This is a genomic window from Nonomuraea mangrovi, from assembly GCF_042681425.1.
In the GTDB taxonomy this organism is placed as follows: domain Bacteria; phylum Actinomycetota; class Actinomycetes; order Streptosporangiales; family Streptosporangiaceae; genus Nonomuraea; species Nonomuraea mangrovi.
In genome coordinates, this window is sequence record NZ_JBHUFV010000026.1 from 18,237 (window position 1) to 41,261 (window position 23,025).

General features: G+C 69.2%; 23 protein-coding genes and 2 pseudogenes. 12 read left to right on the forward strand and 13 right to left on the reverse strand.

Annotated features, from left to right (window positions below):
- The first annotated feature begins 36 nt into the window (after positions 1 to 36).
- Complete coding sequence (locus ACFSKW_RS17210; RefSeq protein WP_379573258.1) at positions 37 to 1,206, forward strand: ROK family transcriptional regulator; 1,170 nt, start codon at positions 37 to 39, stop codon at positions 1,204 to 1,206.
- Positions 1,207 to 1,241: 35 nt separating this feature from the next.
- Here the strand turns inward: ACFSKW_RS17210 and ACFSKW_RS17215 are convergent, their stop codons facing one another.
- On the reverse strand, positions 1,242 to 1,472 hold the full coding sequence (locus ACFSKW_RS17215; RefSeq protein WP_379573259.1) for an ROK family protein: 231 nt from the start codon (positions 1,470 to 1,472) through the stop codon (positions 1,242 to 1,244).
- Here ACFSKW_RS17215 and ACFSKW_RS17220 point away from each other — a divergent pair.
- Positions 1,462 to 1,812: a hypothetical protein gene (locus tag ACFSKW_RS17220; protein WP_379573260.1), complete on the forward strand. Its 351-nt coding sequence runs from the start codon at positions 1,462 to 1,464 to the stop codon at positions 1,810 to 1,812. The genes ACFSKW_RS17215 and ACFSKW_RS17220 overlap by 11 nt on opposite strands.
- 206 nt (positions 1,813 to 2,018) lie before the next feature.
- Here ACFSKW_RS17220 and ACFSKW_RS17225 read toward each other — a convergent pair whose 3' ends face one another.
- Positions 2,019 to 2,831, reverse strand: a complete 813-nt coding sequence (locus ACFSKW_RS17225; protein WP_379573261.1) for a Rossmann-fold NAD(P)-binding domain-containing protein — start codon at positions 2,829 to 2,831, stop codon at positions 2,019 to 2,021.
- Between the two features lie 354 nt (positions 2,832 to 3,185).
- Positions 3,186 to 4,988 carry an alkyl/aryl-sulfatase gene (locus ACFSKW_RS17230; protein WP_379573262.1) on the reverse strand — a complete coding sequence of 601 codons (1,803 nt, stop codon included), beginning with the start codon at positions 4,986 to 4,988 and terminating at the stop codon, positions 3,186 to 3,188.
- A gap of 275 nt (positions 4,989 to 5,263) precedes the next feature.
- Here ACFSKW_RS17230 and ACFSKW_RS17235 point away from each other — a divergent pair, with 275 nt between their 5' ends.
- The 5 genes from ACFSKW_RS17235 (at position 5,264) to ACFSKW_RS17255 (ending at position 9,611) form a co-directional block, all read left to right on the forward strand.
- A complete protein-coding gene (locus ACFSKW_RS17235) occupies positions 5,264 to 5,599 on the forward strand; it encodes a YidH family protein (RefSeq protein WP_379573263.1) in 336 nt (111 codons plus the stop codon).
- A 176-nt stretch (positions 5,600 to 5,775) separates the two neighbouring features.
- Positions 5,776 to 6,288, forward strand: coding sequence for a hypothetical protein (locus ACFSKW_RS17240; RefSeq protein ID WP_379573264.1), 513 nt, complete (start codon positions 5,776 to 5,778; stop codon positions 6,286 to 6,288).
- Positions 6,289 to 6,741: 453 nt separating this feature from the next.
- Positions 6,742 to 7,335, forward strand: a complete 594-nt coding sequence (locus ACFSKW_RS17245) for a TetR/AcrR family transcriptional regulator (RefSeq protein ID WP_379573357.1) — start codon at positions 6,742 to 6,744, stop codon at positions 7,333 to 7,335.
- Positions 7,332 to 8,171 carry an alpha/beta fold hydrolase gene (locus ACFSKW_RS17250; protein WP_379573265.1) on the forward strand — a complete coding sequence of 280 codons (840 nt, stop codon included), beginning with the start codon at positions 7,332 to 7,334 and terminating at the stop codon, positions 8,169 to 8,171. The genes ACFSKW_RS17245 and ACFSKW_RS17250 overlap by 4 nt, the downstream gene beginning before the upstream one ends.
- Positions 8,172 to 8,234: 63 nt before the next feature.
- Positions 8,235 to 9,611, forward strand: coding sequence for a serine/threonine-protein kinase (locus ACFSKW_RS17255; RefSeq protein WP_379573266.1), 1,377 nt, complete (start codon positions 8,235 to 8,237; stop codon positions 9,609 to 9,611).
- Positions 9,612 to 9,811: 200 nt separating this feature from the next.
- Here the strand turns inward: ACFSKW_RS17255 and ACFSKW_RS17260 are convergent, their stop codons facing one another.
- The 4 genes and pseudogenes from ACFSKW_RS17260 to ACFSKW_RS17275 form a co-directional block, all read right to left on the reverse strand.
- The gene (locus ACFSKW_RS17260; RefSeq protein WP_379573267.1) at positions 9,812 to 11,260 is read right to left on the reverse strand and encodes a serine/threonine-protein kinase; all 1,449 of its coding nucleotides are present in this window, start codon (positions 11,258 to 11,260) and stop codon (positions 9,812 to 9,814) included.
- A gap of 161 nt (positions 11,261 to 11,421) precedes the next feature.
- Positions 11,422 to 12,723 (reverse strand): hypothetical protein, encoded by a 1,302-nt coding sequence (locus tag ACFSKW_RS17265; protein ID WP_379573268.1) that lies wholly within the window; start codon positions 12,721 to 12,723, stop codon positions 11,422 to 11,424.
- Positions 12,668 to 14,032 carry an ATP-binding protein gene (locus tag ACFSKW_RS17270; protein WP_379573358.1) on the reverse strand — a complete coding sequence of 455 codons (1,365 nt, stop codon included), beginning with the start codon at positions 14,030 to 14,032 and terminating at the stop codon, positions 12,668 to 12,670. Before ACFSKW_RS17270 ends, ACFSKW_RS17265 begins: the two co-directional genes overlap by 56 nt.
- A 15-nt stretch (positions 14,033 to 14,047) precedes the next feature.
- Positions 14,048 to 14,281 (reverse strand): annotated as a pseudogene (locus tag ACFSKW_RS17275) (AfsR/SARP family transcriptional regulator); the annotation flags it as partial.
- Positions 14,282 to 14,477: 196 nt separating this feature from the next.
- Here ACFSKW_RS17275 and ACFSKW_RS17280 point away from each other — a divergent pair.
- On the forward strand, positions 14,478 to 15,155 hold the full coding sequence (locus tag ACFSKW_RS17280; protein WP_379573269.1) for a DUF4386 domain-containing protein: 678 nt from the start codon (positions 14,478 to 14,480) through the stop codon (positions 15,153 to 15,155).
- A gap of 70 nt (positions 15,156 to 15,225) precedes the next feature.
- Here ACFSKW_RS17280 and ACFSKW_RS17285 read toward each other — a convergent pair whose 3' ends face one another.
- Both ACFSKW_RS17285 and ACFSKW_RS17290 read right to left on the reverse strand, forming a co-directional pair.
- A complete protein-coding gene (locus ACFSKW_RS17285; RefSeq protein ID WP_379573270.1) occupies positions 15,226 to 15,810 on the reverse strand; it encodes a mycothiol transferase in 585 nt (194 codons plus the stop codon).
- Between the two features lie 97 nt (positions 15,811 to 15,907).
- Positions 15,908 to 16,620 (reverse strand): annotated as a pseudogene (locus ACFSKW_RS17290) (alpha/beta hydrolase); the annotation flags it as partial.
- A 360-nt stretch (positions 16,621 to 16,980) separates the two neighbouring features.
- Between ACFSKW_RS17290 and ACFSKW_RS17295 the strand changes: the two are divergent.
- Entirely contained in the window at positions 16,981 to 17,313 is a 333-nt protein-coding gene (locus tag ACFSKW_RS17295; RefSeq protein ID WP_379573271.1) for a hypothetical protein, read from the forward strand.
- Positions 17,314 to 17,527: 214 nt separating this feature from the next.
- On the opposite strand, the gene ACFSKW_RS17300 is transcribed toward ACFSKW_RS17295, so the two are convergent.
- The 3 genes from ACFSKW_RS17300 to ACFSKW_RS17310 all read right to left on the reverse strand — a co-directional run bounded on the left by ACFSKW_RS17300 (position 17,528) and on the right by ACFSKW_RS17310 (position 19,956).
- Positions 17,528 to 18,271 (reverse strand): amino acid ABC transporter ATP-binding protein, encoded by a 744-nt coding sequence (locus ACFSKW_RS17300; protein WP_379573272.1) that lies wholly within the window; start codon positions 18,269 to 18,271, stop codon positions 17,528 to 17,530.
- Complete coding sequence (locus tag ACFSKW_RS17305) at positions 18,268 to 19,005, reverse strand: amino acid ABC transporter permease (protein ID WP_379573273.1); 738 nt, start codon at positions 19,003 to 19,005, stop codon at positions 18,268 to 18,270. Before ACFSKW_RS17305 ends, ACFSKW_RS17300 begins: the two co-directional genes overlap by 4 nt.
- Positions 19,006 to 19,098: 93 nt before the next feature.
- Positions 19,099 to 19,956: an ABC transporter substrate-binding protein gene (locus tag ACFSKW_RS17310; protein WP_379573274.1), complete on the reverse strand. Its 858-nt coding sequence runs from the start codon at positions 19,954 to 19,956 to the stop codon at positions 19,099 to 19,101.
- Between the two features lie 730 nt (positions 19,957 to 20,686).
- Between ACFSKW_RS17310 and ACFSKW_RS17315 the strand changes: the two genes are divergently transcribed.
- Together ACFSKW_RS17315 and ACFSKW_RS17320 are read left to right on the forward strand one after the other, a co-directional pair.
- On the forward strand, positions 20,687 to 20,851 hold the full coding sequence (locus ACFSKW_RS17315) for a hypothetical protein (RefSeq protein ID WP_379573275.1): 165 nt from the start codon (positions 20,687 to 20,689) through the stop codon (positions 20,849 to 20,851).
- A gap of 148 nt (positions 20,852 to 20,999) precedes the next feature.
- Positions 21,000 to 21,293, forward strand: a complete 294-nt coding sequence (locus ACFSKW_RS17320) for a hypothetical protein (RefSeq protein WP_379573276.1) — start codon at positions 21,000 to 21,002, stop codon at positions 21,291 to 21,293.
- A 144-nt stretch (positions 21,294 to 21,437) separates the two neighbouring features.
- Here the strand turns inward: ACFSKW_RS17320 and ACFSKW_RS17325 are convergent, their stop codons facing one another.
- On the reverse strand, positions 21,438 to 21,785 hold the full coding sequence (locus ACFSKW_RS17325) for a PRC-barrel domain containing protein (RefSeq protein ID WP_379573277.1): 348 nt from the start codon (positions 21,783 to 21,785) through the stop codon (positions 21,438 to 21,440).
- 430 nt (positions 21,786 to 22,215) lie between these two features.
- Here ACFSKW_RS17325 and ACFSKW_RS17330 point away from each other — a divergent pair, with 430 nt between their 5' ends.
- Positions 22,216 to 22,566: an STAS domain-containing protein gene (locus ACFSKW_RS17330; RefSeq protein WP_379573278.1), complete on the forward strand. Its 351-nt coding sequence runs from the start codon at positions 22,216 to 22,218 to the stop codon at positions 22,564 to 22,566.
- Positions 22,567 to 23,025 lie beyond the last annotated feature (459 nt).

Consider the following 23,025-nt stretch of genomic DNA (forward strand, 5'->3'; position numbering starts at 1 on the left):
TCTTTTTGATTTACTAAGTCAACACTCTGTGGTGACATGGCTCACATGCGACTGGGCACGAACCTGCCCAAGGTGGGCACCTACAACCGGGCCGTGGTGCTGGAGGCCATCCAGGCGTCCGACGGCATCAGCCGGGTGCAGCTCGCCGCCCGCACCAGGCTGACCGCGCAGACCGTGTCCGTGATCGTGCGCAGGCTGCTGGAGGAGGGGCTCGTCGTCGAGGACGGTTCCATGCCGTCCAGAGGCGGCAAGCCGCGCACCATACTGCGGGTGGATCCCGGCGCCGGGTACGCGGTCGGGGTGCACTTCGATCCCAAGGAGATCTCGTGCGTCCTGGCCGACCTGGCCGGGCGGCCTGTCGCGCGGCTGCGCCTTCCCGTGCGTCCCGGGCTCGAGCCGGAGTCGGTGGTACGGCAGATGGCCAGGGCGGCGAGGCGAATCCTGCGTGAGGCCGAGGTGGCCGACCGCAAGGTGCTCGGCGTGGGGCTGGCCTGTCCTGGGCCGCTGGACGAGAGCGGCGTGATGGTGTCCCCACCCAGGCTGCCCGGGTGGGATCAGGTACCGATCAAGGCGCTGCTGCACGAGTACACGCGGTTCCCGGTGACCGTGGACAACGACGCCACCGCTGCGGCCATCGGCGAGCGGTGGGCGGGAATCGCCCGTATCACACCCAGCTTCGCCTACCTGTATCTGGGGACGGGGATAGGTGGTGGGATATTTCTGGATAACCAGGTGTATCGGGGGCGGTCGCTGAACGCGGCCGAGTTCGGGCACATCACGGTCGAGCCCGACGGGCCCGAGTGCTACTGCGGCAATCGGGGCTGCGTGGAGGCGGTCTGCTGCCCGAGCGCCATCGAGGCCCTCATGGGCGGGCACATCCCCCATGACGTCATCTGCGCGGCCGCCGCCGCGGGGGAGCCCGGGGCGCGGCGGGTGATCGAGCGGGTGGCGGGACGGCTGGCCGACGCCGCCGTGAGCGTGGTCAACATGCTCGACATCGACCTGCTCGTGCTCGGCGGGCCCGCGCTCAGGGAGGTCGCGGAGATCTACCGCGAGGTGATCGCGCGGGCCGTGTCGACCAGGTCGCTGGCCAGGCGGCTGCACGCCGTACGCGTGCACACCTCGCCGATCGCGGACGACGCCGCCGCGATCGGCGCGGCCTCACTCGTCTTCCACGCCACGTACGCGCCCCGCCTGGGCGACTAGCGCCTGGACGGACGGCGCCGGGGGAGGTGCTGCGATCAGCTCTCCGCCACGCTGAACAGCTCCTCCTCGACCCGGTCCAGCGCCAGCCGCACCGCGCCCATGGCCACCGACTCGTCGCCCAGGATCGAGGTCTCGACCTGCACAGGGAAGAGGCACAGCCGGGCCAGCTCGGCTCGCAGCGGCTCGGCCAGCAGGTCTCCGGCCTGGGACAGGCCGCCGCCGATGACGACGAGCTGGGGATCGACGGTCAGTACGGTGGCCGCCACGCCGGTGGCCAGGTCGGCGACGAAGGCGCCCACGATCGAGGCGGACCGGCACACCAAGATCTTCGGTACGGCCGGCCAGCTGACCGGCGACGGCCGCCTCATCCACATCTACGACTTCGCGTCGGAGAAGACGACCACCTGGGACACCTCAGCGGACGGATCGTCCGCCGCCGAGGGACACGCCGGCGGCGACGAGAGCCTCACCCGCTCCTTCGTCGACGCCCTCCACCAGGGCCGCCCCGAACTGATCCGCTCCGGCATCCGGGAGAGCGTGGACAGCCACCGCGTCGTCTTCGCCGCCGAACGCGCCCGCCTGACCGGCGCCGTCGTCACCCTCTGAGCCGGGAGGCACCCCCATGACCGTCTCCTCCGCCACCGCCCTCCACGTCAGGGCGACCGCCACCGTCAACACCGCGCCACCCTCCCGGAGCAGCGCGGTGACCCATCGGCTACACCTCCGCCCTGCTGCTGGGGTACCGGAGAAGAAGGCCTGACCGCCGGGTGCGGGCAGGGGAGGAATCACCCGGTCCGCACTCCCTGCGCGGCTCAGGCGCGCCAGGCGTCGGCAGCGTCCTTGGCGTACTGGGTGAAGTCGCGCGCCGGCCGGCCCAGCGCCTGCCGCACTCCGTCGGCGAGGCTCTCGTTGCGGCCGTCGAGCACCTCGGCGAACAGCGCGTTGAGGCCGACGATCTCGTCCTCCGGCAGGCCCGCCGCTCGTGCGCCCTCGGCGAACTCCTCGGGGGTGACCGGTGCGTAGGCCACCTCGCGCCCGCTTGCGGCGGAGATCTCCGCGGCGGCATCGGCGAAGGAGAGCAGGCGCGGCCCAGTGAGCTCGTACACCTTGCCTGCGTGCCCGTCCTCTGTGAGGGCGGCGGTGGCCACGTCGGCGATGTCCTCGACGTCCACGAAGGGCTCGGTCACGTCCCCGGCGGGCAGCGCGATCGTGCCGCTCAGCACCGGGTCGAGCAGCCAGCCCTCGCTGAAGTTCTGCATGAACCAGCTGCAGCGCACGATCGTGGCCTCGACGCCGGAGCCCAGTACGACCTGCTCGGCCTGCTGGGCCAGTTCCTCGTTACGGCCCGACAGCAGCACCAGACGGCGCACTCCGGACTGTACGGCCAGCGCGGTGAATCGGCGGATGCGGTCCAAGGCGCCGGGGAAGGCCAGGTCGGGATAGTAGGTGATGTAGACGGCATGGACGTCGCGCACGATCGGCGCCCAGGTGCTGCTGTCCTCCCAGTCGAAGTCGGGGCGGGAGCCGGCGCGCACGTCGCGGCCCATGGCCTTCAGGCGTTCCGCCACGCGGCGACCCGTCTTGCCGGTGGCTCCAAGGACGAGGATGGTGGTGTTGTTCGTCATGGCTCCAGTCCACCAGCCTGCGATGAGATCGAACATGGCCGAGACGCGCGAGCGCATAAGCGATCGTCTCGTCCGCGATCCGCGGTTCGGCGACCGCCATCCGCCAGGCCGTCCCGAGTCCCCGCCCCACGGACCGGTTGGTGGATCTTCTGCGTCGACGACCCCGGCGCGTGACTGGATGCAGGCCGGCCTGCGGCAGGCGAGACCGTCGGCCGAGGGTGGAGCCGCCGGACACCCGGCGGCGCGAGATCCCCGGGGGAGCGGAACAGGTCGGCATGATGAGTCGCGAGGCCGCATTCGAACGCGCATCCCCGACGGAAGCACGGCTGAGGACTTTCTGCCCGAAGACGGCTTCTAGGGAGTGACGATGGCGAAGTCGGGCGTCGGGTCGTCCAGGACGGCGACGAGGCGCCGCAGGACGCCCATGTCCCCGTCGTGGTCGAGGCCGTCGGTGCCCTTTCCCGCGAGCAGGCCGAGCAGGTGCGCCTTGGTGAGCCGCACGGTGAGGTCCACAGCGGCGGCGGGCGGGTCGGGCTGCTGGATGAGCGCCCCGTTCGACATGCTGGTGCGGAAGCGCTCGCCGGAGTCGGTGAGGTGCCAGTCGATGGCGAAGCGCTCGTTCCACGCCTGAGGCCCGTTGACGCGGATGGCCAGCGAATCGAAGATCTGCTCAGGGGTCAGGGCGGCGATCATGTCGGGTGAGGTGACGTCGACGCCGGCCGGCACGACGTCACCGTTCAGCTCCAGAGCGCCCATCAGGTAGAAGTTGCGCCAGGTGCCGTTCTCCGCGCCGTGGCCAAGAGCGGTGTACACCTCGGCGAGCAGTTTGCGCGCCTCGGTGTCGTGCTCGTCGGCGAAGACGGCGTGGTTGAGGAGTGTGGCGGCGAAGCGCAGGTCCCCCTCCTTCCTGTAACGATCGGCCAGCCCGACGACCGCCGCGGTGCCGCCCAGGCACTCGACGTACCGTCTGGCCTGCTCGACCGGCGGGTGCTCCCACAGATGGGCGGGATTGCCGTCGAACCAGCCGAGGTAGCGCTGGTAGATGGCCTTGACGTTGTGACTGACCGACCCGTAGTAGCCGTGCGTGTGCCAGGCCTGCTCCAAGGCGGGCGGCATCTGCATTCCCTCGGCGATCTCGATGCCGGTCAGGCCGCGGTTGAGCAGGCGCAACGTCTGGTCGTGCAGGTAGGCGTACAGGTCGCGCTGCTCTGACAGGAAGCGGACGATGTTGTCCTTCTCCCAGGTGGGCCAGTGGTGGGAGGCGAAGGCGACATCGGCCTTGTCGGCGAACAGCGCGATCGCCTCGGTCAGATAGCGGGCCCAGACACGGGCGTCGCGCACCACCGCACCGCGCAGGGTGAGGATGTTGTGCTGGTTGTGGGTGGCGTTCTCGGCCATGCACAGCGCGCGCCGGTCGGGGAACAGGAAGTTCATCTCCGAGGGCGCCTCGGTGCCGGGGGTGAGCTGGAAGACGATGCGTACGCCGTCGACCGTCTCCTCCTGACCGGTGCGGGTGATGTCGACGGTGGGTGCGATGAGGGAGAGGGTGCCGGTCGAGTTGGTCATTCCCAGACCGCATCCGATCTGTCCTTCGGCTGAGCGGGGCAGTGCCGGGCCGTACATGTAGACGGAGCGTCGGGTCATGGCGATGCCGGCGTAGACGTTCTCGGAGACCGCGTGTCCCATGAACCCGGCGGGGGCGATGATGGGAATGCCCTCACCGTCGGTGATGCCGCGCACGCCACCGAAGTGGTCGACGTGGGAGTGGGTGTAGATGACGCCGGTGACCGGCCGGTCACCTCGGTTGTCGCGGTAGAGCCGCAGTGCGGCGGCCGCGCACTCGGTGGAGATCAGCGGGTCGATGACGATGACGCCGGACTCGCCCTCCACGATCGTCATGTTCGACAGGTCCAGGCCGCGAACCTGGTAGATGCCGTCGGTCACCTCGAACAGACCCTGCTTGACGCACAGCTGGCCCTGGCGCCACAGGCTCGGGTGGGCGCCCTCGGGGCACTCGCCGTTGAGGAAGTCGTAGGAGTCGTTGTCCCAGACGACCCGGCCGTCGGCGGTCTTGACCACAGCCGGGCTCAGCCGCGCGACGAACCCACGCTCGGCGTTGTCGAAGTCGGTCCGGTCATGAAAAGGAAGGTCAGCCATAAAAGGTGCCTTCCCGACATAAGTTATAAACAGGGTACAAAAGGGTCTAAGAGTCGGCCGTCGGCCAAGCTGGTGGCGTCCTGTCGTGCGTTGACATGGCCGACCTGCGGCCGGCCGGGGTACGCCCGGGCCGTGCCTGCGGTTTCGCTCCGTCAGCGTGGCGTCACCCATTCCGAACGGCCGGCGGCTTGGCTGTCACCGGAGGTGGAGGAACTCCCGCCCGCCCTCGCGCCTCCTCGACCCGCTCCGGGTCACCGAACGCACCGGGAGGACGCATGAACGACGAGGCCACACCGAATGTCGGCACTCGCGCTCGGGATCACCTGGCCAACGAGAGAACGTACCTCGCGTGGTTGCGCACCGGCATCAGCGTGGCGGCGCTCGGCGTCGCGGTGGCGAAGTTCGCACCGCACAGGGGTATCCACGCCGTGGTCTCGGGCGGCATCCTGATCTTCGCCGGCCTGCTGGTGAGTGCCTATGGGACGGTGCGGTACCGCTCCGTCGGGCGGCAGTTGGACTCCGGGCTCTTCGCCCCGACGCGGTTCGGCGCGATCACGGCCGCGACCGTGGTCACCGTCCTGGCTCTGATCGCCGTCGTGGTCCTCATCTGACACCGAGGACGGAACGAACGCCTGCGGGCATGAGGGAGGGCGCGGCCCTGCGCTTGCAGGCCGCTAACGAAAGCCATTGCTTCATCAATAAACCTCCGCGAAAGCGACATGCAAGGAGGTTCACATAGAAATACTCCCGAAAGACCCGAAACCGCACATAACGGGAGTTTTCTATCATGCAGGCATTCAAGAAGGCCGTCACCACCGGCGTCATCGCGGCCTCGGCGCTCGTCGCCCCGTTGCTGATGTCGGCGCAGCCGGCCGGCGCCGGCACCAACCCGACCACCAGCGCCGTGGCGCAGTCCGCTACCACCCCTGTTCAGGCGTCGGTCGACACCAGCCAGTGCCGCAAGAACAAATGCTTCCTGAGGCAGTGGAAGAAGAGCTGGAAGAAGAAGCGCAGGGGCGACAGGCACACGATCATCGTCGTCCCGGGTGGCCGGGAGGTTCACCACCACCACTATTACCCGGAGCACAAGCCGGAGACCAAGCCGGAGCACAAGCCGGAGACCAAGCCGGAGACCAAGCCCGCGCCCGCACCTGCCCCGGCACCCGCACCCGCGCCCGCGCCCGCGCCCGCGCCCGCGCCCGCGCCTGCGCCCGTGCCGGCACCCGCGCCCGCACCTGGCCCGGACGGTCATGTGGATCGGCTGCCGCCGGGGGACCCCCGGAACCCCGCGGGTCAGTGAGCGCAGGACACAAAGGCGACTCGTGGCACCCGGGAGCGCGTCTGACGCGAAACAGCCATAAGAAGTGAATGCCGCTCTGCCGGACACCAGCAGGCCCTCGCATCCGCCGATGCGAGGGCCTTTGTCCATGACCGGCCCCGGGCGCATCTGGTGCGCCACCCGCGTCCGGGCCGATGCCGACCAGGCCGAACTCCGCACCTGGGACGGCGTTTTCCCGCGGCTTCATCGCCCTCTTCCTCCTCGGCCGCTGCTCGCCATGCCCGCACGGACTGGGCTCACCCGCATCCCCGATCCGCATGACAACGAACTCGTGATCACACCTGATCCAAGGCTGCGACGACGGCGCCGAGGGCTCGGGGCTGCTGCGGCTCGCCTTGCTATCCTAGGAGCCTTAGGTTTAGCCTAGTCTCATTAGTTTCGATCGAAGTGTTCTAGGAGAAGGGTGGCGTGCCCATGGCGCGGGCCGGGTTGACGGCGGACCGGGTGACGCTCGCCGGTGCCGAGCTGGCGGACGAGGTCGGGCTTGACCACGTGACCATGTCGGCAGTGGCGCGGCGCCTCGGGGTGAAAGACGCCAGCCTTTATGCGCATGTCCGTAACCTGCAGGACCTGCGCGGGCGGATCGCCCTGCTGGCGGCGGACGAGAAGACCATCCGCATCGCGGAGGCCACCGCCGGGCGGGCGGGAAAGGACGCCCTGGTGGCGTTCGCGAACGCCTACCGGACGTACGCCCACGACCACCCGGGCCGGTACACGGCGACGCAGATCCCGATGGAGATCGACCCCGAGCTCGTGGCCCAGGCCCCCGGGCCACGACGCGCGATCGAGCTGACGTACAGCATGCTGCGCGGCTACGCACTGGACGAGCCTGACCTGACCGACGCGGTCCGGCTGATGCGGAGCATGCTCCACGGCTTCATCGGCCTCGAGGCCGCGGGCGGGTTCGCGCACACCCGCCCGGCGGAGGACTCATGGGTCCGCTGCCTCGATGCTCTGCACACCCTCCTGGAGCACTGGCCCGCACACCATGAAGGAGATCCGACATGACCAGCCCGACCATCGGCCGCCTGCGCGTGGACGGTGCCACCCTGCACTACGAGGTGCGCGGAAGGGGTCCGCTCCTGCTGCTGATCCCCGGCGGCGCGGGCGGCGCGGCGTCCTTCGACGGCGTGGCTGACGACCTGGCCGCCGAATACACCGTCGTGTCCTACGACCCGCGCGGCCTGTCCCGCAGCCCGCTGGACGACCCGGAGGCCCAACAGCGGGTGGCGCAGCACGCCGACGACGCGTACCGGCTGCTGGAGCTGCTGTCTCCCGGCGCGCCCGCCCGCGTGGTCGGCAGCAGTTCGGGTGCGATCGTCGCGCTGGACCTGCTCGCCACCCACCCCGAGCGGATCGAACGCGTCGTGGCGCACGAGCCGCCGGTGGTGGAGGTGCTGCCGGACGCCGCCGAGCATCGCGCGATGCTCGCCCGAGTACAGGACACCTTCCGCCGGGAGGGACTGATGCCCGCGGTGGCCGTGTTCGCGGCCGGCCTCCGGCGGCCCGGCGATGATCCCGTCGACGCCCATGCGGCCACGGAGCTACCGCCACAGGCGACGGCGCGAGCTGAGCGGACGATGGCTGACATGCCCTACTTCATCGGGCGTATCGTGCCGAGCTTCATGGCCTACGCCCCGGACCTGGATCGCCTGAAGGCTCTGTCGGACCGGCTCGTACTCGGCGGCGGAGCGGACTCGCGTGGCGAACTGCCCTACCGTCCCGCCGCCTTCCTGACCGAGCGGTTCGGCACGGAGCTCATCCACTTCCCCGGCGGGCACACGGGACTCAGCACGCACCCCGCCCAGTTCGGCGAGGTGCTCCGCAAGGTGCTGAGCACCTGAGGATGCCGCCGAGCCGGGCCGCCACTAACCTGGACGCCTCATCTTCCACGCCGAGGAGAGCCGATGCGCAGTGGTCTGGAGTTGGCCGGGCGATATCGGCTGGAGGCGCCTCTCGGACAGGGCGGCATGGGCGACGTGTGGCGGGGCGTGGACCAGCGCCTGCGCCGCCCGGTCGCGGTCAAGATCCTCCTGCTGAGCGCGTCGGCCGACGGGGCCGGGGTCGCGCGCTTCCGGCGGGAGGCCGAGATCGCCGCGGCGTTGAACCATCCGGGGATCACCACGGTGTTCGACATCGACGAACACACCGACGGGGGGCTTCACCTGCTGTTCCTGGTGATGGAGCTGATGCGGGGGCGTGACCTGGCCTCGGTACTGCACGAGCGGCCGGGCGGGTTACCCCTCGCGCAGGTGACGGACTGGGCGGCGCAGATCCTCGATGCCCTTTCTGCGGCCCACCGGCACGGGGTGGTACACCGCGACATCAAACCGGCCAACCTCTTCCTGACCGACGACGGATGGGTGAAGGTCTGTGACTTCGGGATCTCCCGCCTGGCCGACGCCACCAAGATCACCGCTACCGGGTCGTCCGCGGGGACTCCGCTCTACATGGCGCCCGAGCAGATCGAGGGCCGTACCGTCGACGAGCGCACCGACCTGTACGCCTTCGGCTGCGTGCTGTACCAGATGCTGACCGGGACCACATGGGTGGACACAGGCTCGGGCGTCGGCGCCGTCCTCTACCAGCACCTGAACCAGATCCCGGCACCCCCGCAATCCGTGCGGCCCGACATCGACGACCGGTTGAGCAGCCTGGTGCTGGACTTGCTGGCCAAACGGCCCGATGACCGGCCCAAGGACGCGGCCACCGTCGCCGAACGCCTGCGCGGCCCGGACCCTCGCCCCTCCTCCAGCGGCGGGCCCGCAGCGCCACGGCAGATCCACCCCGAACGGCGCAGTGGGGACACGCTCCCGCCCGCGCCCCAGACGGCGGGCCGTCCGACCATGGGGATCAAGCACGGTGGCGGCACCGCGACCGCCGCGATAGCGCTGGCGCTGCTGTGCCTTCCAGGGCTTCTGGTCATGATCCTTCAGGTCGCCGAGTTGCTCCTGCGCTTCCCCGGCGATGCGCCGGTCACGTTGTTGCTGGCGAATCTCGCGGTGAGCGTGGTGGAGGGGTACGTGCTCGCCAAGGGCGCGCTGTTGCTGTTCCGGCAGAGGACGGCAGGGCGCTGGATGATCGCGGCGACCGGCGGCGTGGTGGCCGTGCACGGTATGAGCGCCGGCGCGCAGTACCTTCTGACAGGCGGGAGGCTGTCCATGGACACGCCCGCCTCCATGGTCGTCTTCGTCGTCGCCCCGCTGACGGCCGTGGTGGCGGCTGCCGCCATGCTCATGGCAGTACTCCCGTCCACCGGCCGCTGGTGCCTTCGCCGAAGCTAGACCGCCCTCCGCTGCGCGCGGAGGAACAGGCTGTGGACTCGCGTGCACCTACCCCGCCGCCTGTGCGTGTCGCCTTTCGGGTAGCGGCCGCTCCATGCGACAAACGCGCCTACCTCTTCCTCGGCGCCATCACGCTGGTCGCCCTGGTGGTCTGGCTCCGCGCCTGATCCAGGAGACAGCCCTCAGCCGCCGTCTTTCACTCAGCCCAGGCCTGAGCGGTCGAGGAAGCCGGTGAGCGGGCCGTCGGTGAGTTTGCCCTGGCGTTGTGCCTTGGCCAGGTCGCGGCCCAGTTCCTGGATCTTCTCGCGTGCCTCGCCCGCCTTGCCCTGGGCGAGCTTCCTGGCCGCGTCCCGGATCTTCCTGTGTGCCTTGTCGGCCAGTTTCGCGTCGATGCCGCCGTTGGCTTGTTGAGCGGTGATGGCGCGGTCGAAGGCGGCCAGCCAGGTTCGGGGGCCTTGCGGTGGAGGAGTGGGCGCCGCGCTCGGCCTGCGGGTAGGCCGTGGCATCGGCTTGGTCGGCGCGGCGGCCGAGGTCGGCTGCCGTGGTTCTGCCGTGACGGCCGCAGGCGAGGAGGAGGGCGGCGCGGCCTGTTGCCCCGAGCCGGAGAACAGAGCGACGGCGCCGAAGGTGACGAGCGCGATGGCGGCCAGGGCGGCGGCGAGCTGGATCAGCAGGCGTTGGCTGTTCGCGGGCGACGTTCTGGCGGAGCCGGGCCGTGGGAGTGGCGTGAAGAGGACGGCGGTGTCCGCGACCCGCGTCATCCCCGCTGGTGGCGGCACAGGTGCTGCCTGAGCCGGCGATCCGGCATGGCGGCCGCCTGCCTGGGCGGTGTGGACGACGGAGAGAAGGATCTGCCGGACCTGGTCGGCGCTGGCGGGCCGGGCGGCGGGGTCCTTGGCGAGCATGGCCAGGATGAGCCGCTCCAGCTCCGCGGGGAGACCAGGGCGGTGGGCGCCCGGTTGCACGGGTGACCTGTGGATGTGCTGGTAGACCAGCTCGGCGGGGGACCCGCTGAAAGGCGGCTGCCCGCACAGCAGCTCATAGGCCACGCAGCCCAAGGCGTACAGGTCGGTGGTGTTCATCCCGCCCGAGCCGTCGATCTGCTCGGGAGCCAGGTAAGCGGGGGTACCGATGATGGTGCCGACCGTGGTGAGCCGGGCCGCCTCGGTGGCGATGTGCGCCAGGCCGAAGTCGACCACCTTGATGGTGCCGTCGGCGGTCAGGTGCAGGTTGGCCGGTTTGATGTCCCGGTGCACCACGCCCACCTCGTGAGCGGCATGGAGCCCGGCTGCCGCCTGGGCGAGGAGGTGACAGGCCTCCGCGACGTCGAATCGGCCGCGCCGAACAAGCTCGGCGGCCAAGCTGCGGCCGGTGAGCAACTGCATGACCAGGAACCGGCGGTACTCGTCGGCTCCGACGTCCAGGACGTTCACCACGTTGGGGTGGATGACCTGTGCGGCGGCGCGAGCCTCGCGGGCGAATCGCTCGGCGGCGGTGATGCCTCCGGCCAGCGGGTCGAGGATCTTCACGGCGACGGACAGGTTTCGCTTGCGATCGTGGCCACGCCACACCTCGGCCATGCCACCGCGGCCGATCTGGTCGATCAGCTCGTACCGCCCGGCGACGAGCACCGGCTGTTGCGTTGTCATGCCCGTTCTCAATCTCCCCTTACGCCTCACGTATCCCGCCTCACCCTAGTGGGCGCATCAGCCGCTATCTGGGCGTAGCGGGCAAGCGTGAGGTGGCCGTGACACGGATGAGAACCCGCACGAGCGGCTACGAACGGGAGTCGGCGTCGAGCCACCGAACCTCAGGCGAGACGTCCGAGAACGTCGCGCATGTAGGCAAGGGCTTGACGGTCGTCGAGACGGTTCCCTGAGGCCCCTGCCCGGGCCGTATCGGACCGGGCGGCCACCTTGTGCACGGCCTCCGCGACCAGGGTGCGGGTGGCCAGTGCGCCGAAGTCGTTGATCCCCTCCAGATACTCGATCATGTACGCCGCCTCGGGGAGACGGTCGATCGCCGCCATCATGGTGATGAACTCGATGGAGACCACGCCGGCGGCGATCACGTTGCCAGTCTCGATGAGCTCATCGATGTAGGAACGGAGCAGTCGGAAGGCCTGCGCCCGGTGCCCTCGCCGGAACGCCGTCCGGGCCTCGATGGCCTTGTTGGCCGAGAGCGCGCCCTCGGGGAGGTCGACGTCGGCCGCGTCGTCGAAGTACCGTTCGGCTTGGTCGCGGCGACCTTGGAACGAGGCGGAGTACCCGAGGGTCTGCAACGCCCAGTGCAGCAGCGTCGGCGGTCCCTGGGCCCGGTAGAAGTCGGCCAGCGCCGAGACGGACGCGTCGACCTCGTCGAAGCGCCCGATACCCAGGAGCGTCCCGGCCGATGTCATCTCCAGGAACACGGCGAGGTATTCCTCGCCCTGGTCGCGCAGCTCGGATGTGGCTGTCGGCAGGCACCGTCGCAGAGCCTCGCCGTCGCCGGACACGTACGCTCGGGCGTACCGGCTCAAGGGCAGGTCGGGTTCGCCGCAGCGGCTCACGACGTCGTCATAGCCGTCGGGGTTGCCGCTCTGGGTGTACCGCTCGGCGACCCAGACGAGCCAGAACGCGACCAGGTCCTCATCGCCCTGCGATGTCACGGCGAGCAGGCGCTCGGCCCAGTCGCCGATCTCCTGCAGCCCTCGCAGAGTGATCTCGGTCACGACCGGCCGGACCAGCGCATCGGCCAGTCGCGGTTGTCCGGTTCGACAGGCCCAGGCGACACTCGCACGCAGATTCGGCCACAGTTCGGCGAGCCTGGCGACGCCCTCGATCTCGCGGGGTCCTCTGAGGAGCCCGCCGATGACGCCGACCTGGCGGAGGCACCACCTCGCGTGACGCTCGGCGACCGGGTCGGTCTGCCCGTGATCCCGCAGCTGCTCCGCGGCGAACTGTCGCATGGTCTCGAGCAAGCGGAACCGCCGGCCGAACGGGCCTGACTCGACGTCGACCATCGACCGTTCCACCAGCACGCCCAGGATGCCGTCGACGTCCAGTAGCGCCGAGGCCTCATCGGTGACGGCTTCCGCCGCGCCGAGGTCGAACGAGCCGTTGAAGACGGACAAGCGTTGGAACAGGGCCTGTTCGGCCCAGCAGGTCGTAGGACCATCGCATGGCCGCCCGCAGGGTGCGATGGCGCGGGACACCGGTCCGGCGTTCGCCGGTCACCCGGAGACGATCGTCGAGCCGGGCGACCAGATCGGCCGGCCTGTGGCTTCTCGCGCGTGCGGCCGCCAGCTCGATGGCAAGCGGTATCCCATCCAGCCGGCGACAGATGTCGTCGACCTCGTCCCGATACAGGCGTCTGTCGTAGGTCCGATCCGCGGCCAGCGCCCTGGCGTGGAACAGCTCGGCGCCGGCGGGGCGATCCAGCGGCCCGACGACGAGGACCAGCTCGTCGTCGACGCCGAGCCGCTCACGGGACGTGGCGAGCACGCGGGCCTGGGTGCCCGTGACGATGGCGTGGGCCAGCTCGGCGGCGCCCTCGATGACGTGTTCGCAGTTGTCGATGAGCAATACCGCCGGACGCGACCTCAGGACAGTCATGACCGACTGCGTCAGACTCTGTCCCGCGCGCTGTGTGACACCCAGCGCGTCGGCCACGGCGCGGGGCACCTCGCTTGACGATCTGATCGTCGCCAGCTCGATCAGCCATCCGCCCCAGCCGCGGTTGCCTGCCGCGATGCGGGCCGCCGCGAGTGCGAGCCGGGTCTTGCCCATTCCGCCCGGCCCGACAAGAGTCACCAGGGGCGATGCGGCCACCATGTCGTCGATGACCCGCAGATCCTCATCCCGGCCGATGAGCCGGCCCGACCGATGGGGAAGGTTGCCCACCGTCGAATCGTCGATCGATGCGACGTTCTCCGTCCCCGACGGAGGACGGGCTGGTCCTTGCGCCGCCTCGCGGCGTTCACCGAGCCGATCGTCGTGACCGAGGATCTGCGACTCGAGCGCCCGCAGCCGCGGTCCGGGTTCGACGCCGAGCTGCTCGACGAGGTTGTGCCGGGCTTGCCTGAACGCCTCGAGCGCGTCGCCCTGACGGCCCACCCGGTAAAGCGCGGTCATGAGCAGCGCCCAGAGCCCTTCCCGGAAGGGATGGCGCCGCGCGAGCTCGGTCAACGGCCCGACGGCCGCCTGCGGATCAGATTCGATCCGGCACTCCAGATCGACCTCGACGGCGCTCAGCCACTGTTCGGTCAGCCCGTCCAATGTCGCTGCGAGGCCGGGGGCATCCACCCCGGCCAGGGGAGGCGCCGTCCACTCGGCGAGGGCCGCGCTGACGTCGCCCTCGCGGAGGTACCGCTGAAAACGCGCGATGTCGACCGCATCGGCCCGGACGTCGAGGCGGTAGGCCGCGCCCGCCCTGACGATCACGGCGGGACCCAGCCCCTTGCGCAGTCGGGAGATGTGCCACTGCAGCGTCTTCTCGGCCGTCCTGGGCGGCGCGTCGCCCCACACGAGCTCGACCAGCCGCGCGACCGGTACGGGAGTGCCGGGCGTCATGGCGAGGGCGGCCAGCACCGCCTGGGAACGACCCGAACCGATGTCGACGGGCCGGCCGTCATCGGTGACGGCACCGACGCCGCCGAACAGATGGATCCGCACCACGGGACTCCCGGACATCTCAACCCTGACTGACCCGGCCGCAGGCCGACGACATGCCGCTCACAGCCGATTGTCCCGGACGCCGACGGCATCCCCACCGCGCGCACACCGGCGGCCAACCGTCTGCCCACCACGCAAGGGCATCGTTGGCCCCGAAGCCACGTGGCAACGCAGACCACCGGGCTGGTGGCTGGGACGAGGGAGTAGCGGAAGTATGCAAACGCGCACAACGGCACGAGTCGTCGGCACGCTGTTCGTCATCGCGACGGCCGCGGGAGTACTCAGCGTGGCCCTCTTGGGACCATCGGACCACATCTCCGCACCACACGAGTTCGCCAAGATCCATCACCAGGTAGCGGCGGGCGCCCTCATGGTGCTGGTCATGGCCGCCGCGATCGCCATGATCCCCCCGATCCTCTATCCCGTTCTCAAGGAACACAACGAGGCGCTCGCTCTCGGCTACGTCGTCGCCAGGGGTATCGAGGCCGTTCTGGTGCTTCCTGCCGCGATCGGCCCGCTCCTGCTGCTCTCGATGGCCTCACCGCAGCCGCAAGGTGCGCCGAACGACCCCGAACGGTTCGACTACGTGCGAGAGTTGGCTCAGACGTACGACACGTGGGGATATTCCGCCAGCGTCGTCTTCTTCTGCCTGAGCGTCCTCCTCCTGAACTATCTGCTGTACCGTTCCCGGGTCGTTCCCCGGCTGATCTCAGGCTGGGCTCTCGCCGCTGTGCCGCCCTACCTGGCGGGCGGTCTTCTGGTCATGTTCGGCCTGCTCACCACCTCCTCGGCGGTCAACACTCTGCTGATCCTGCCCTTGGCCGTGAACGAAATGGTCCTGGCACTGTGGCTGCTGGTGAAAGGAATCAAGCCTGCGACGGTGCGGGTTTGAGCTGCTGGTCGTCCGCTGGGGAAGTAGTGGGGAGCCGGCCGGCGGTCTGCGGGCTTCTGCCGGATGCAGGTCAGCCGCGCGGGTGTGGTCCGTGTGACTTCGCGTGCCATCCAGCCGGTGGGTCCTCGCCGACCAGCCCGTCCACGGCCTCGCGGAGCAGGTCGGCATGCCCGGTGTGCCGCCCGTACTCCTCGATCAGGTCGCAGATCAGCCGGCGCAGGCTGACATGGCGCCCGTCGGGGAAGGCGAGGTGGACGAGCTGGTCGAGTCCGCCGGCGGCCAGGGCCGTTTCGAGCCTCGCCTGCGACCGTTCGACGGTGGCGTCCCAGAGCGCGTAGAGGTCTTCGGGGGTGTCGTCGGCGGCCGAGTTGAAGTCCCAGTCGGGGTCGGCGGCCCAGTCTGCGGTGTTCCATGGCGGGCCGAGCGGCGCGCCGCTGAGTTTGGTGCTGAATATCTGCTCTTCGACGCATGCCAGGTGTTTGAGCAGTCCACCCAGCGTCAGCGAGGAGGCGCCGATGCGAGTCCGCAGCCCGGCCGCGTCGAGGTTGTCGGTCTTCCAGCGGAAGGTCGTGCGCAGGCGCCCGAGCGCACCGAGGAGGTGCTCGGCCTCGGTGCCGGCGGCGGGTGGTTCCCACCAGTAGTCGCTGTTGGTCATGGCGCCACCGTAGAGGCCAATCCGGACGTTCTGTGTCCGGAAGCCATCGAAGCCGGTGCGGCGTCATGCCGGGTGGTTCGAGCTCCACGCGCCTGGCTCAGCCGGTGCCCAGTAACCGGCGGATGAACGCGGTGGAGAGCTCCAGCGCCGCCTTGTTGGCGTGGGTGTCACGGAGCTGGTCGACCATGACGAAGTCGTGGACCATGCCCTGGAATCGGACCGCGGTGACCTCCACGCCCGCCTCGCGCAGCTTGTTGGCGTAGGCCTCGCCCTCGTCACGCAGCACGTCGTCCTCGCCGTTCAGGATCATGGCAGGCGGCAGCCCGCTCAGCTGGTCCAGGCTCGCGCGCAGCGGTGAGGCGTACACCTCGGCACGCTGGGCGGGATCGGTCGTGTACTGGTCCCAGAACCACTTCATGCCGTCGCGGTTGAGGAAGTAGCTGAGCGCGAACTGGTGGTAGGAGCCGGTGTCGAAGTCGGCGTCGGTGACCGGGTAGAACAGGATCTGGCCCTTGACCGCGACGTCGCCCCGCTCTTGCGCCATGATCGCCAGGATGGCCGCCATGTTGCCGCCGACGGAGTCGTCCGCCACCACCATGCGGGAGGCGTCCAGGCCCTTGCCGGAGCCGTGGCGCGTCACCTACTGGCGACGGCGTAGTTCTGCTCGATCGCGGTCGGGTACTTCGCCTCGGGCGCGCGATCGTACTCGGAGAGGACCACGGCGGCGCCGGTCCTGGCGGCCAGTTCGCGCACGAGGCGGTCGTGGGTGTGGGCGCTGCCGAAGGCCCACCCGGCGCTGTGGATGTAGAGGTCCTTGATGATCACGTCCGCCGGGCGGCCCGGTGACGGACCATGACCCCGCTCCACCGCTCGGAGACTTCGAGCCACATGCGGACGACAAGATGTACGCAAGGCTCATGCGCGAACATGATCACTTGGCGCCATGCGCGGAGAATCGGCGAGTATCGCCGGCCGCCGTCGTCCGGCCAGGCGTCATGTGCAGGGGGAGACATGGGCGCACGCTTCAGTAGGAGGACCACGGGACGCGGAACCTCCCCGAGGACTCCCGGGACAGCCGTCGACACCGGTGACCGCGGCGTTGTCTGGGATGACGTCCGCGATCTTTCGTGTACGACGTCGGCATGGCGTATCTGGAACATGGGAGGCTGGATGCTTCGGGCCGCTGCGCAGAATCTGCTGGCCATCGCTATCGTCGCGGTCGCCATGATGATCTGCGTGAAAAGTCTCGGCGCCCAGCTCCACCTGTCTCTGGTTTGGCGAACGATCGCCTTTGTCGCGATTCCGCTGAGCATTATCAGTCTTGTGTTCGCGATCGCAGCGCTCTTGTTCACCGGCCGATACGGATCTGCCTTGCGACTCGAATCACCTGCGGAGGTGTCTGCTCGACGCCAGCACGTCAAGACGACGCTACTGAAGATCTCTTCTGCCCTGTTGGCGCTCAGCGCGGTCGTCGTGATCGCGACCCGATGCTTCGCCCCATGAAGAGTGATCCTCTCGGCACAGCGGCGGCAGGCCTGTGATCGTCACCGTGACGCTGCTCGCCAGCCGGGTCAGGCGGTCGCCGGGCACCTGACCTCCGGTCGACCCGTGCGGATCGAGCAGAACGGCTGGGACGAGCTGGGTGTTGACGTAGGCGACAGAGGTTGGGAGCGGGTAAGGGGCCGGCAGCCGGCCATGAGAGACGCGCTCTCCGTGCTCAGCCTTCCGGATGCAGGACGCGCTTGAGGAACGAGCGGGTGCGCTCGTGCCTGGGGTCGCCGATCACCTGGGCGGGCGGGCCGTCCTCGACGATGACGCCGCCGTCCATGAACACCACGCGGTCGGCCACCTCGCGAGCGAAGCCCATCTCGTGCGTGACCACGAGCATGGTCATGCCCTCCTCCGCCAGCTTGCGCATGACGGCGAGCACGTCGCCGACCAGCTCGGGGTCGAGCGCAGAGGTGGGCTCGTCGAACAGCATCAGGTCGGGGTTCATGGCCAGCGCCCTGGCGATGGCCACCCGCTGCTGCTGACCGCCGGAGAGCTGGGCGGGGTAGGCGTCGCACTTTTCTGAGACGCCGACCTTGTTCAGGTTGTCCCTGGCGATGACCTCGGCCTCTTTGCTGCTCCGCTTCAGGACCCGACGCTGCGAGATCATGACGTTCTGCAGCGCTGTCATGTGGGGGAACAGGTTGAACTGCTGGAACACCATCCCGATGCGGCGCCTGACCGCGTCGATGTCCGCGTCGGGATCGGTGATCTCGATTCCCTCGACGTGCACGGTGCCCTTGGTCGGCTGCTCCAGCAGGTTCACGCAGCGCAGCAACGTGGACTTGCCCGAGCCCGAGGGGCCGACGATGCAGACGACCTGGCCCGCTTCGATCGTGACGTCGATGCCTTTGAGCACCTCGTTCGCGCCGAAGTACTTGTGCAGCCCCTTGATCTCGATGGCGGGCGTCATCGACCACTCCCCTTGCGCTTCTCCAGCCGGGCTGCGAGATAGCCGAGCGGGACGGTGACGATCAGATACGTCAGTCCCGAGACCATGATGGGCGTGGCGTTGGCGTACTGGGAAGCCAGATCGTTGCCGAACTTGGCCAGCTCCACGTACTGCCCTGAGACTCCGAGGAAGAGCACTAGCGAGGAGTCCTTGAGCAGGCTGACGAACTGGTTAGTGGTAGGCGGGATCACGATCCTGATCGCCTGGGGGATCACCACGGTGAACTGCGCCCTGGCCGCCGACATGCCCAGCGACCTGGCCGCCTCGGTCTGTCCCTTCGGCACGGCCTGCAGCCCGGCACGGAAGACCTCGGCCTGGTAGGCCGCGCCGACGAGGCCGAGCCCCAGGATGCCCTGGCCGTAGGTGCCGCCAGGCACCTCGAAGCCGGGCAGCGCCAGGGGCAGGAAGGTGATCAACAGGAAGATCAGGAGAGCCGGCAGGCCACGGAAGATCTCGATGTAGATCGTCGCGATCCACCGGTAAGGACGCACCGGTGAGATTCGCATGAGGGCGAAGATCAGCCCAAGCACGAAGGCGAGGACGAAGCCGCCGATCGTGTAGATGAGCGTGTTCCGCAGCGCGATCGTGAACAGCTCAGGCAGCGCCTTGTCGGCCACGTCGCCCTTGGCGAAGTTCTGGGCAAGACTCGCCCAGTCCACATACAGGACCAGCGCGACAAGGGCGACACCGAGCACGACGTACTGGCTGCCGCGAATGATCTTCTGTTTCTTGCGAGGGCTGAGCCGGGCACGGCCCGGCGCAGCCGCAACAGGCTGATCCGACATGTACTAGCCCAGCTCGCCGGGCTTCTTGCCGAACCACTTCACGAAGATCTGCTCGTAGGTGCCGTCGGCCTTGGCCTGGGTGATCGTGTCGTTGATCGTCTTGAGCAGGACCGGGTCGGCGCCCTTCTTGAGGCCGATGCCGTACTGCTCGCCGGTGTCGAGGCTGGCTATTAGCTCGAACTTGGCGGCGATCTCCGGCTTCTTCAGCCAGGTGAGGACCACGGGCAGGTCCTGGACGATCACGTCGGCCTGCCCCGCCTGCAAAGCCAGCAGTTCCTTGGGCGAGTCGGCGTACTCGGTCGGGTCGAACCCGTTCTTCTTGACGTAGTCGAGGCCGGTGGTGCTGGCCTGAGCGCCCAGCTTGAGACCCTTGGCCTTGACGTCCTCGAGGGACTTGGCGCCGGTGCCCTTCTTGGCCAGCAGCGCCTGCGTGGCGTCGAAGTACGGCACGGAGAAGTCGATGTTCTGCTTGCGCTCGTCGGTGATCGTCATACCGGCGGCGGCCACGTCGCACTTCTTGGCGGCCATGGCGGCGCCGCTCTTGATCACGGCGAAGTCGATGTCGACGATATCCTGCGTCACCCCCAGCTTCTTGGCCGCCAGATCGACGATGTCGACGTCGAAGCCGACGACCTTGCCGCTCGCGTCCTTGAACTGGAACGGCTCGTAAGGGATGTTCGTGCACGTCGTGAGCTTGCCCGGGTTGACGAGCTGAGCACCGGACGCGCCCGCGCCGCCAGGGCTGGCGGTCGCGGTGGTGGTGCCGTCTCCTGAGCCGCCGCAGGCGGACAGTCCCAGGACGGCGGTCAAGGCGAGCGCGCTGATGGCGTTTCTGCGGCGGCTCATGGACCAGAGGGCCATGTCAGGCCTCCTCAAAGGGGTATGTCATGAATATTTGCATTTTGTGTAGCTTAATTCGCCCCGTGTGACGATCCGTCAGCAGAACCTCGTCCAGATCCTGCTATGGCCGCGTTGGACAGCGTAGAGCACCTTGAGGCCAGCCGTCTGCGGGCGGAGGCCAACGCGCTGACCATAGGCGCACGGTATCGGCGACGCCGCCGGGTGTTTCACCGTCCGGGCCGAACACGAGTTGCTCTGTCCCGCGGACAACGTGCGGATCCTGCGGGTCGGTTCGCGTCCCACAGCGGGCCGCCTCCGACGCGCCGGTCCTGCTGCCCTCTCGGACGCCAGAGGTAGGGAACCCGCAGCGACCACCCCGGCCGAACCGGCGAGCAAGAGCCCGCGCCTCGATGGTCCGGGTTGGGAAGCCGTATGCGCGTGCCGGGTGCACCGGTCCGGCGAGCTGAGATCCGGTGAACCCGGTCCGCCGTCTCGTGGGGGAGTGGGGGAGTGGGGGTGGGAAAGCGCCCCGGGGCGGCGACGATGGGCAGGGCCGGCGCTTCGACAGCGAGGGCGGCTCGTTGGCCGGTGTCATGCGGGCCGGCTCGCGCCGGCGGCCCCATGTTCGGCCGCAGCCGCCGAATGGTTCTCCCGGTTCGTCGGCGAGGTCGCTGAGGAATCTCGTTGGCGGGCCCGGCACGTCACGGCGATCCTGGCAGGGCCGCTGGCGTTGGGGCCGCGGATCGGCGGAGTGATCGGGCGCCTCATGGTGGCCACCACCGAGCTGTTCTGCCCGGAGGAGGACCCGGCGCCGCAGCGGATCGCCATGCGCGAGGTCGCCGGCATCGGGAGCACGATCACGGTGGGCGGGGACCCCAGGAGGCGGCGCTGGAACGCTGGGCGCGCACCCGTGTGATCGCGCCGCTTCCCGGCAGCGGCGCAGCGGGGCATGCCGCCGCACTCTTTCCGGCCAGGACCAGCAGGAGTGGTCTCCTGCGCATGAGCGACGTGATCGGCTGCCGGGTCATCGACAGCGAAGGGCGGCCGGTCGGGAGGTGGCCGACGTGCAACTGAGTCAGGACGGCCCACTGCTCGGCGAGGTGGGACACGCTTTCCGGCTGAGCGGGCTCGTCGTGGCGCCCCGTAGCACCGGCCAGCTGTTCGGCTACGAGCGCGGGCCCGGAGGCAGAAGCCCCGCTCTGGTCCGCATGCTCATCCGGCGGCTCCACCACGACAGCCGCTTCGTCACCTGGCAACAGGTGGAGGCGCTCGCCTCCGAGGTGCGGCTCAACGTCACCCGTGCCGATGTGGCGCCGCTCAAGGAGCTCTACCAACCCGACCCACAGGCGAGTCTGTAGCCGGCTGGATCGCCTGCGCAGAAGCACTCCTCAGGGAAGTGGCCACCGGTGCGCGAGCAGGACTTGACCGTCGCCCCGTGAGCCTCCCCTCGACATGAAGAGTCGGGCTCCCCGGTCCGGGGAGCCCGACAAGCCGCGCCTTGTCTACGGCATCGGGAAACGGCCGTAGTAGTCGCCGACCTCACGCCGGTAGGCGGTGTCCTTGTAGGTGTTCTCGTCGAACTCCGGAGCGTCCTTGATCTCGTCCTTGGTGCGGGCGAGGTAGACCTTCTCCTCTTGGGGGTCGATCCGGATGATGGTGCTGGCGGGCAGGACGACCTTCTTGCCGAAGATCCAGAATCCGGTGTCGACGACGAGGTAGTTGGCACCGACCTCGTTGTTCTGCTCGTCCACCGAACCGATCTTGCCGTCGGTGGCTTCGACGTCGTAGCCGACCAGGCTCATGGTCGGGTCGGAGACGACGTCTTCGCGGTAGCTCCACGGGTCACTCATGTATGTCCACTCCAGATGGTCGAAGATTCGTGGTGGGTCAGCTACCCGGTCCACGTCCGCGAAACGCCCAGCCCCGGCACATCACCCGGCATGCAGGTGGGAAAGGCTTGATTCGTGCGTTCACCTCAGGAGGTGGCCAGTGCGGCGGCTCCCCATCGCCGGCGCCCTGGTCGACTGGACGTGGCGGAGGCTCCGGCGCCGGTACCCATGTGACGGCGGTCGCTGCTGTCGGCCGGCGCGACCTGCACGGCCGGCGCCGGTGGCCGGCCGTCGCGACGCCAGAAGAGGGCCTGTTGGCTGCCCTTGGGCACGAGCGGTTCGAGCCGGGCCGAACGCTCCGGGGACTCCGGCGGGCTCGGGACGTACAGGCCCGAGCCGGCCGATGATTCCGGCGGAAGCCGATCATGATCGCCACGGCTATGGTGTGGTGATGAGACCGCTCGTGCTCGACTTCCAGCACCTTCCCGACGCCACTCTTGTCACCGTGGTGGGGGAGCTGGATGCCACCACCAGCGGGCAGCTGGACGACTTCCTGCGGCAGGCCCGCCGAATGCCGGGCGAGCATCTGGTCCTTGATCTGAGCGCGTTGACCTTCATCGACAGCACCGGCCTGAGCGTGCTCATCAAGGCGCAGAACCTCAGCCGTCAGCACGACGGCAGCGTACGCCTGGCCGCTCTCCAGCCGGTCCCGGCCCGGCTCCTGCGGATCACCGGCCTCGATGCCCACCTGCCGGTGTACACGAGCGTCGGTGACGCTCTGGCCGCGCGAGAGGATCAGTAGCACGCGCGGAACCGGTCGCGCCGAGGTCTCGGAACCCGTCCTGCCAGGTTTCCGGGCGCTCTCGGCGGGCAGAGGGGGCACCTGCCTCGAAAGGATCCCCGTCCCGGGGCAGGCGTGCCAGGCGTTCTGCCGGCAGCGCGGCGCGTGCGGGTTGTAGGGGCACGGGGCCGGTTGCGGGACCGGCTCCGCCTGCCACGTGCCGCTGCTGGGCACCTGCCCTGAGACGGCCGCGAAGCTCGTCTCGGGGCAGGTCTGCCTCGGTGGAGCGGGACGCCGCGGGTGTCCTGTCCGCGGACGCGCGCCACCTGGCCGGCGCATCCAGGCGTTGTATGCGGGCTGTCCGGAGCTTCCGCGCATGAGAGGCGCACCGTGGGTAGGGGTGCAGATGCTGGTCAGCGCTGTGGAGCGGGGGCGGTGATGAGGGGGACGGGTGAGGCGGTCGATCACCGCCCTGCGTGC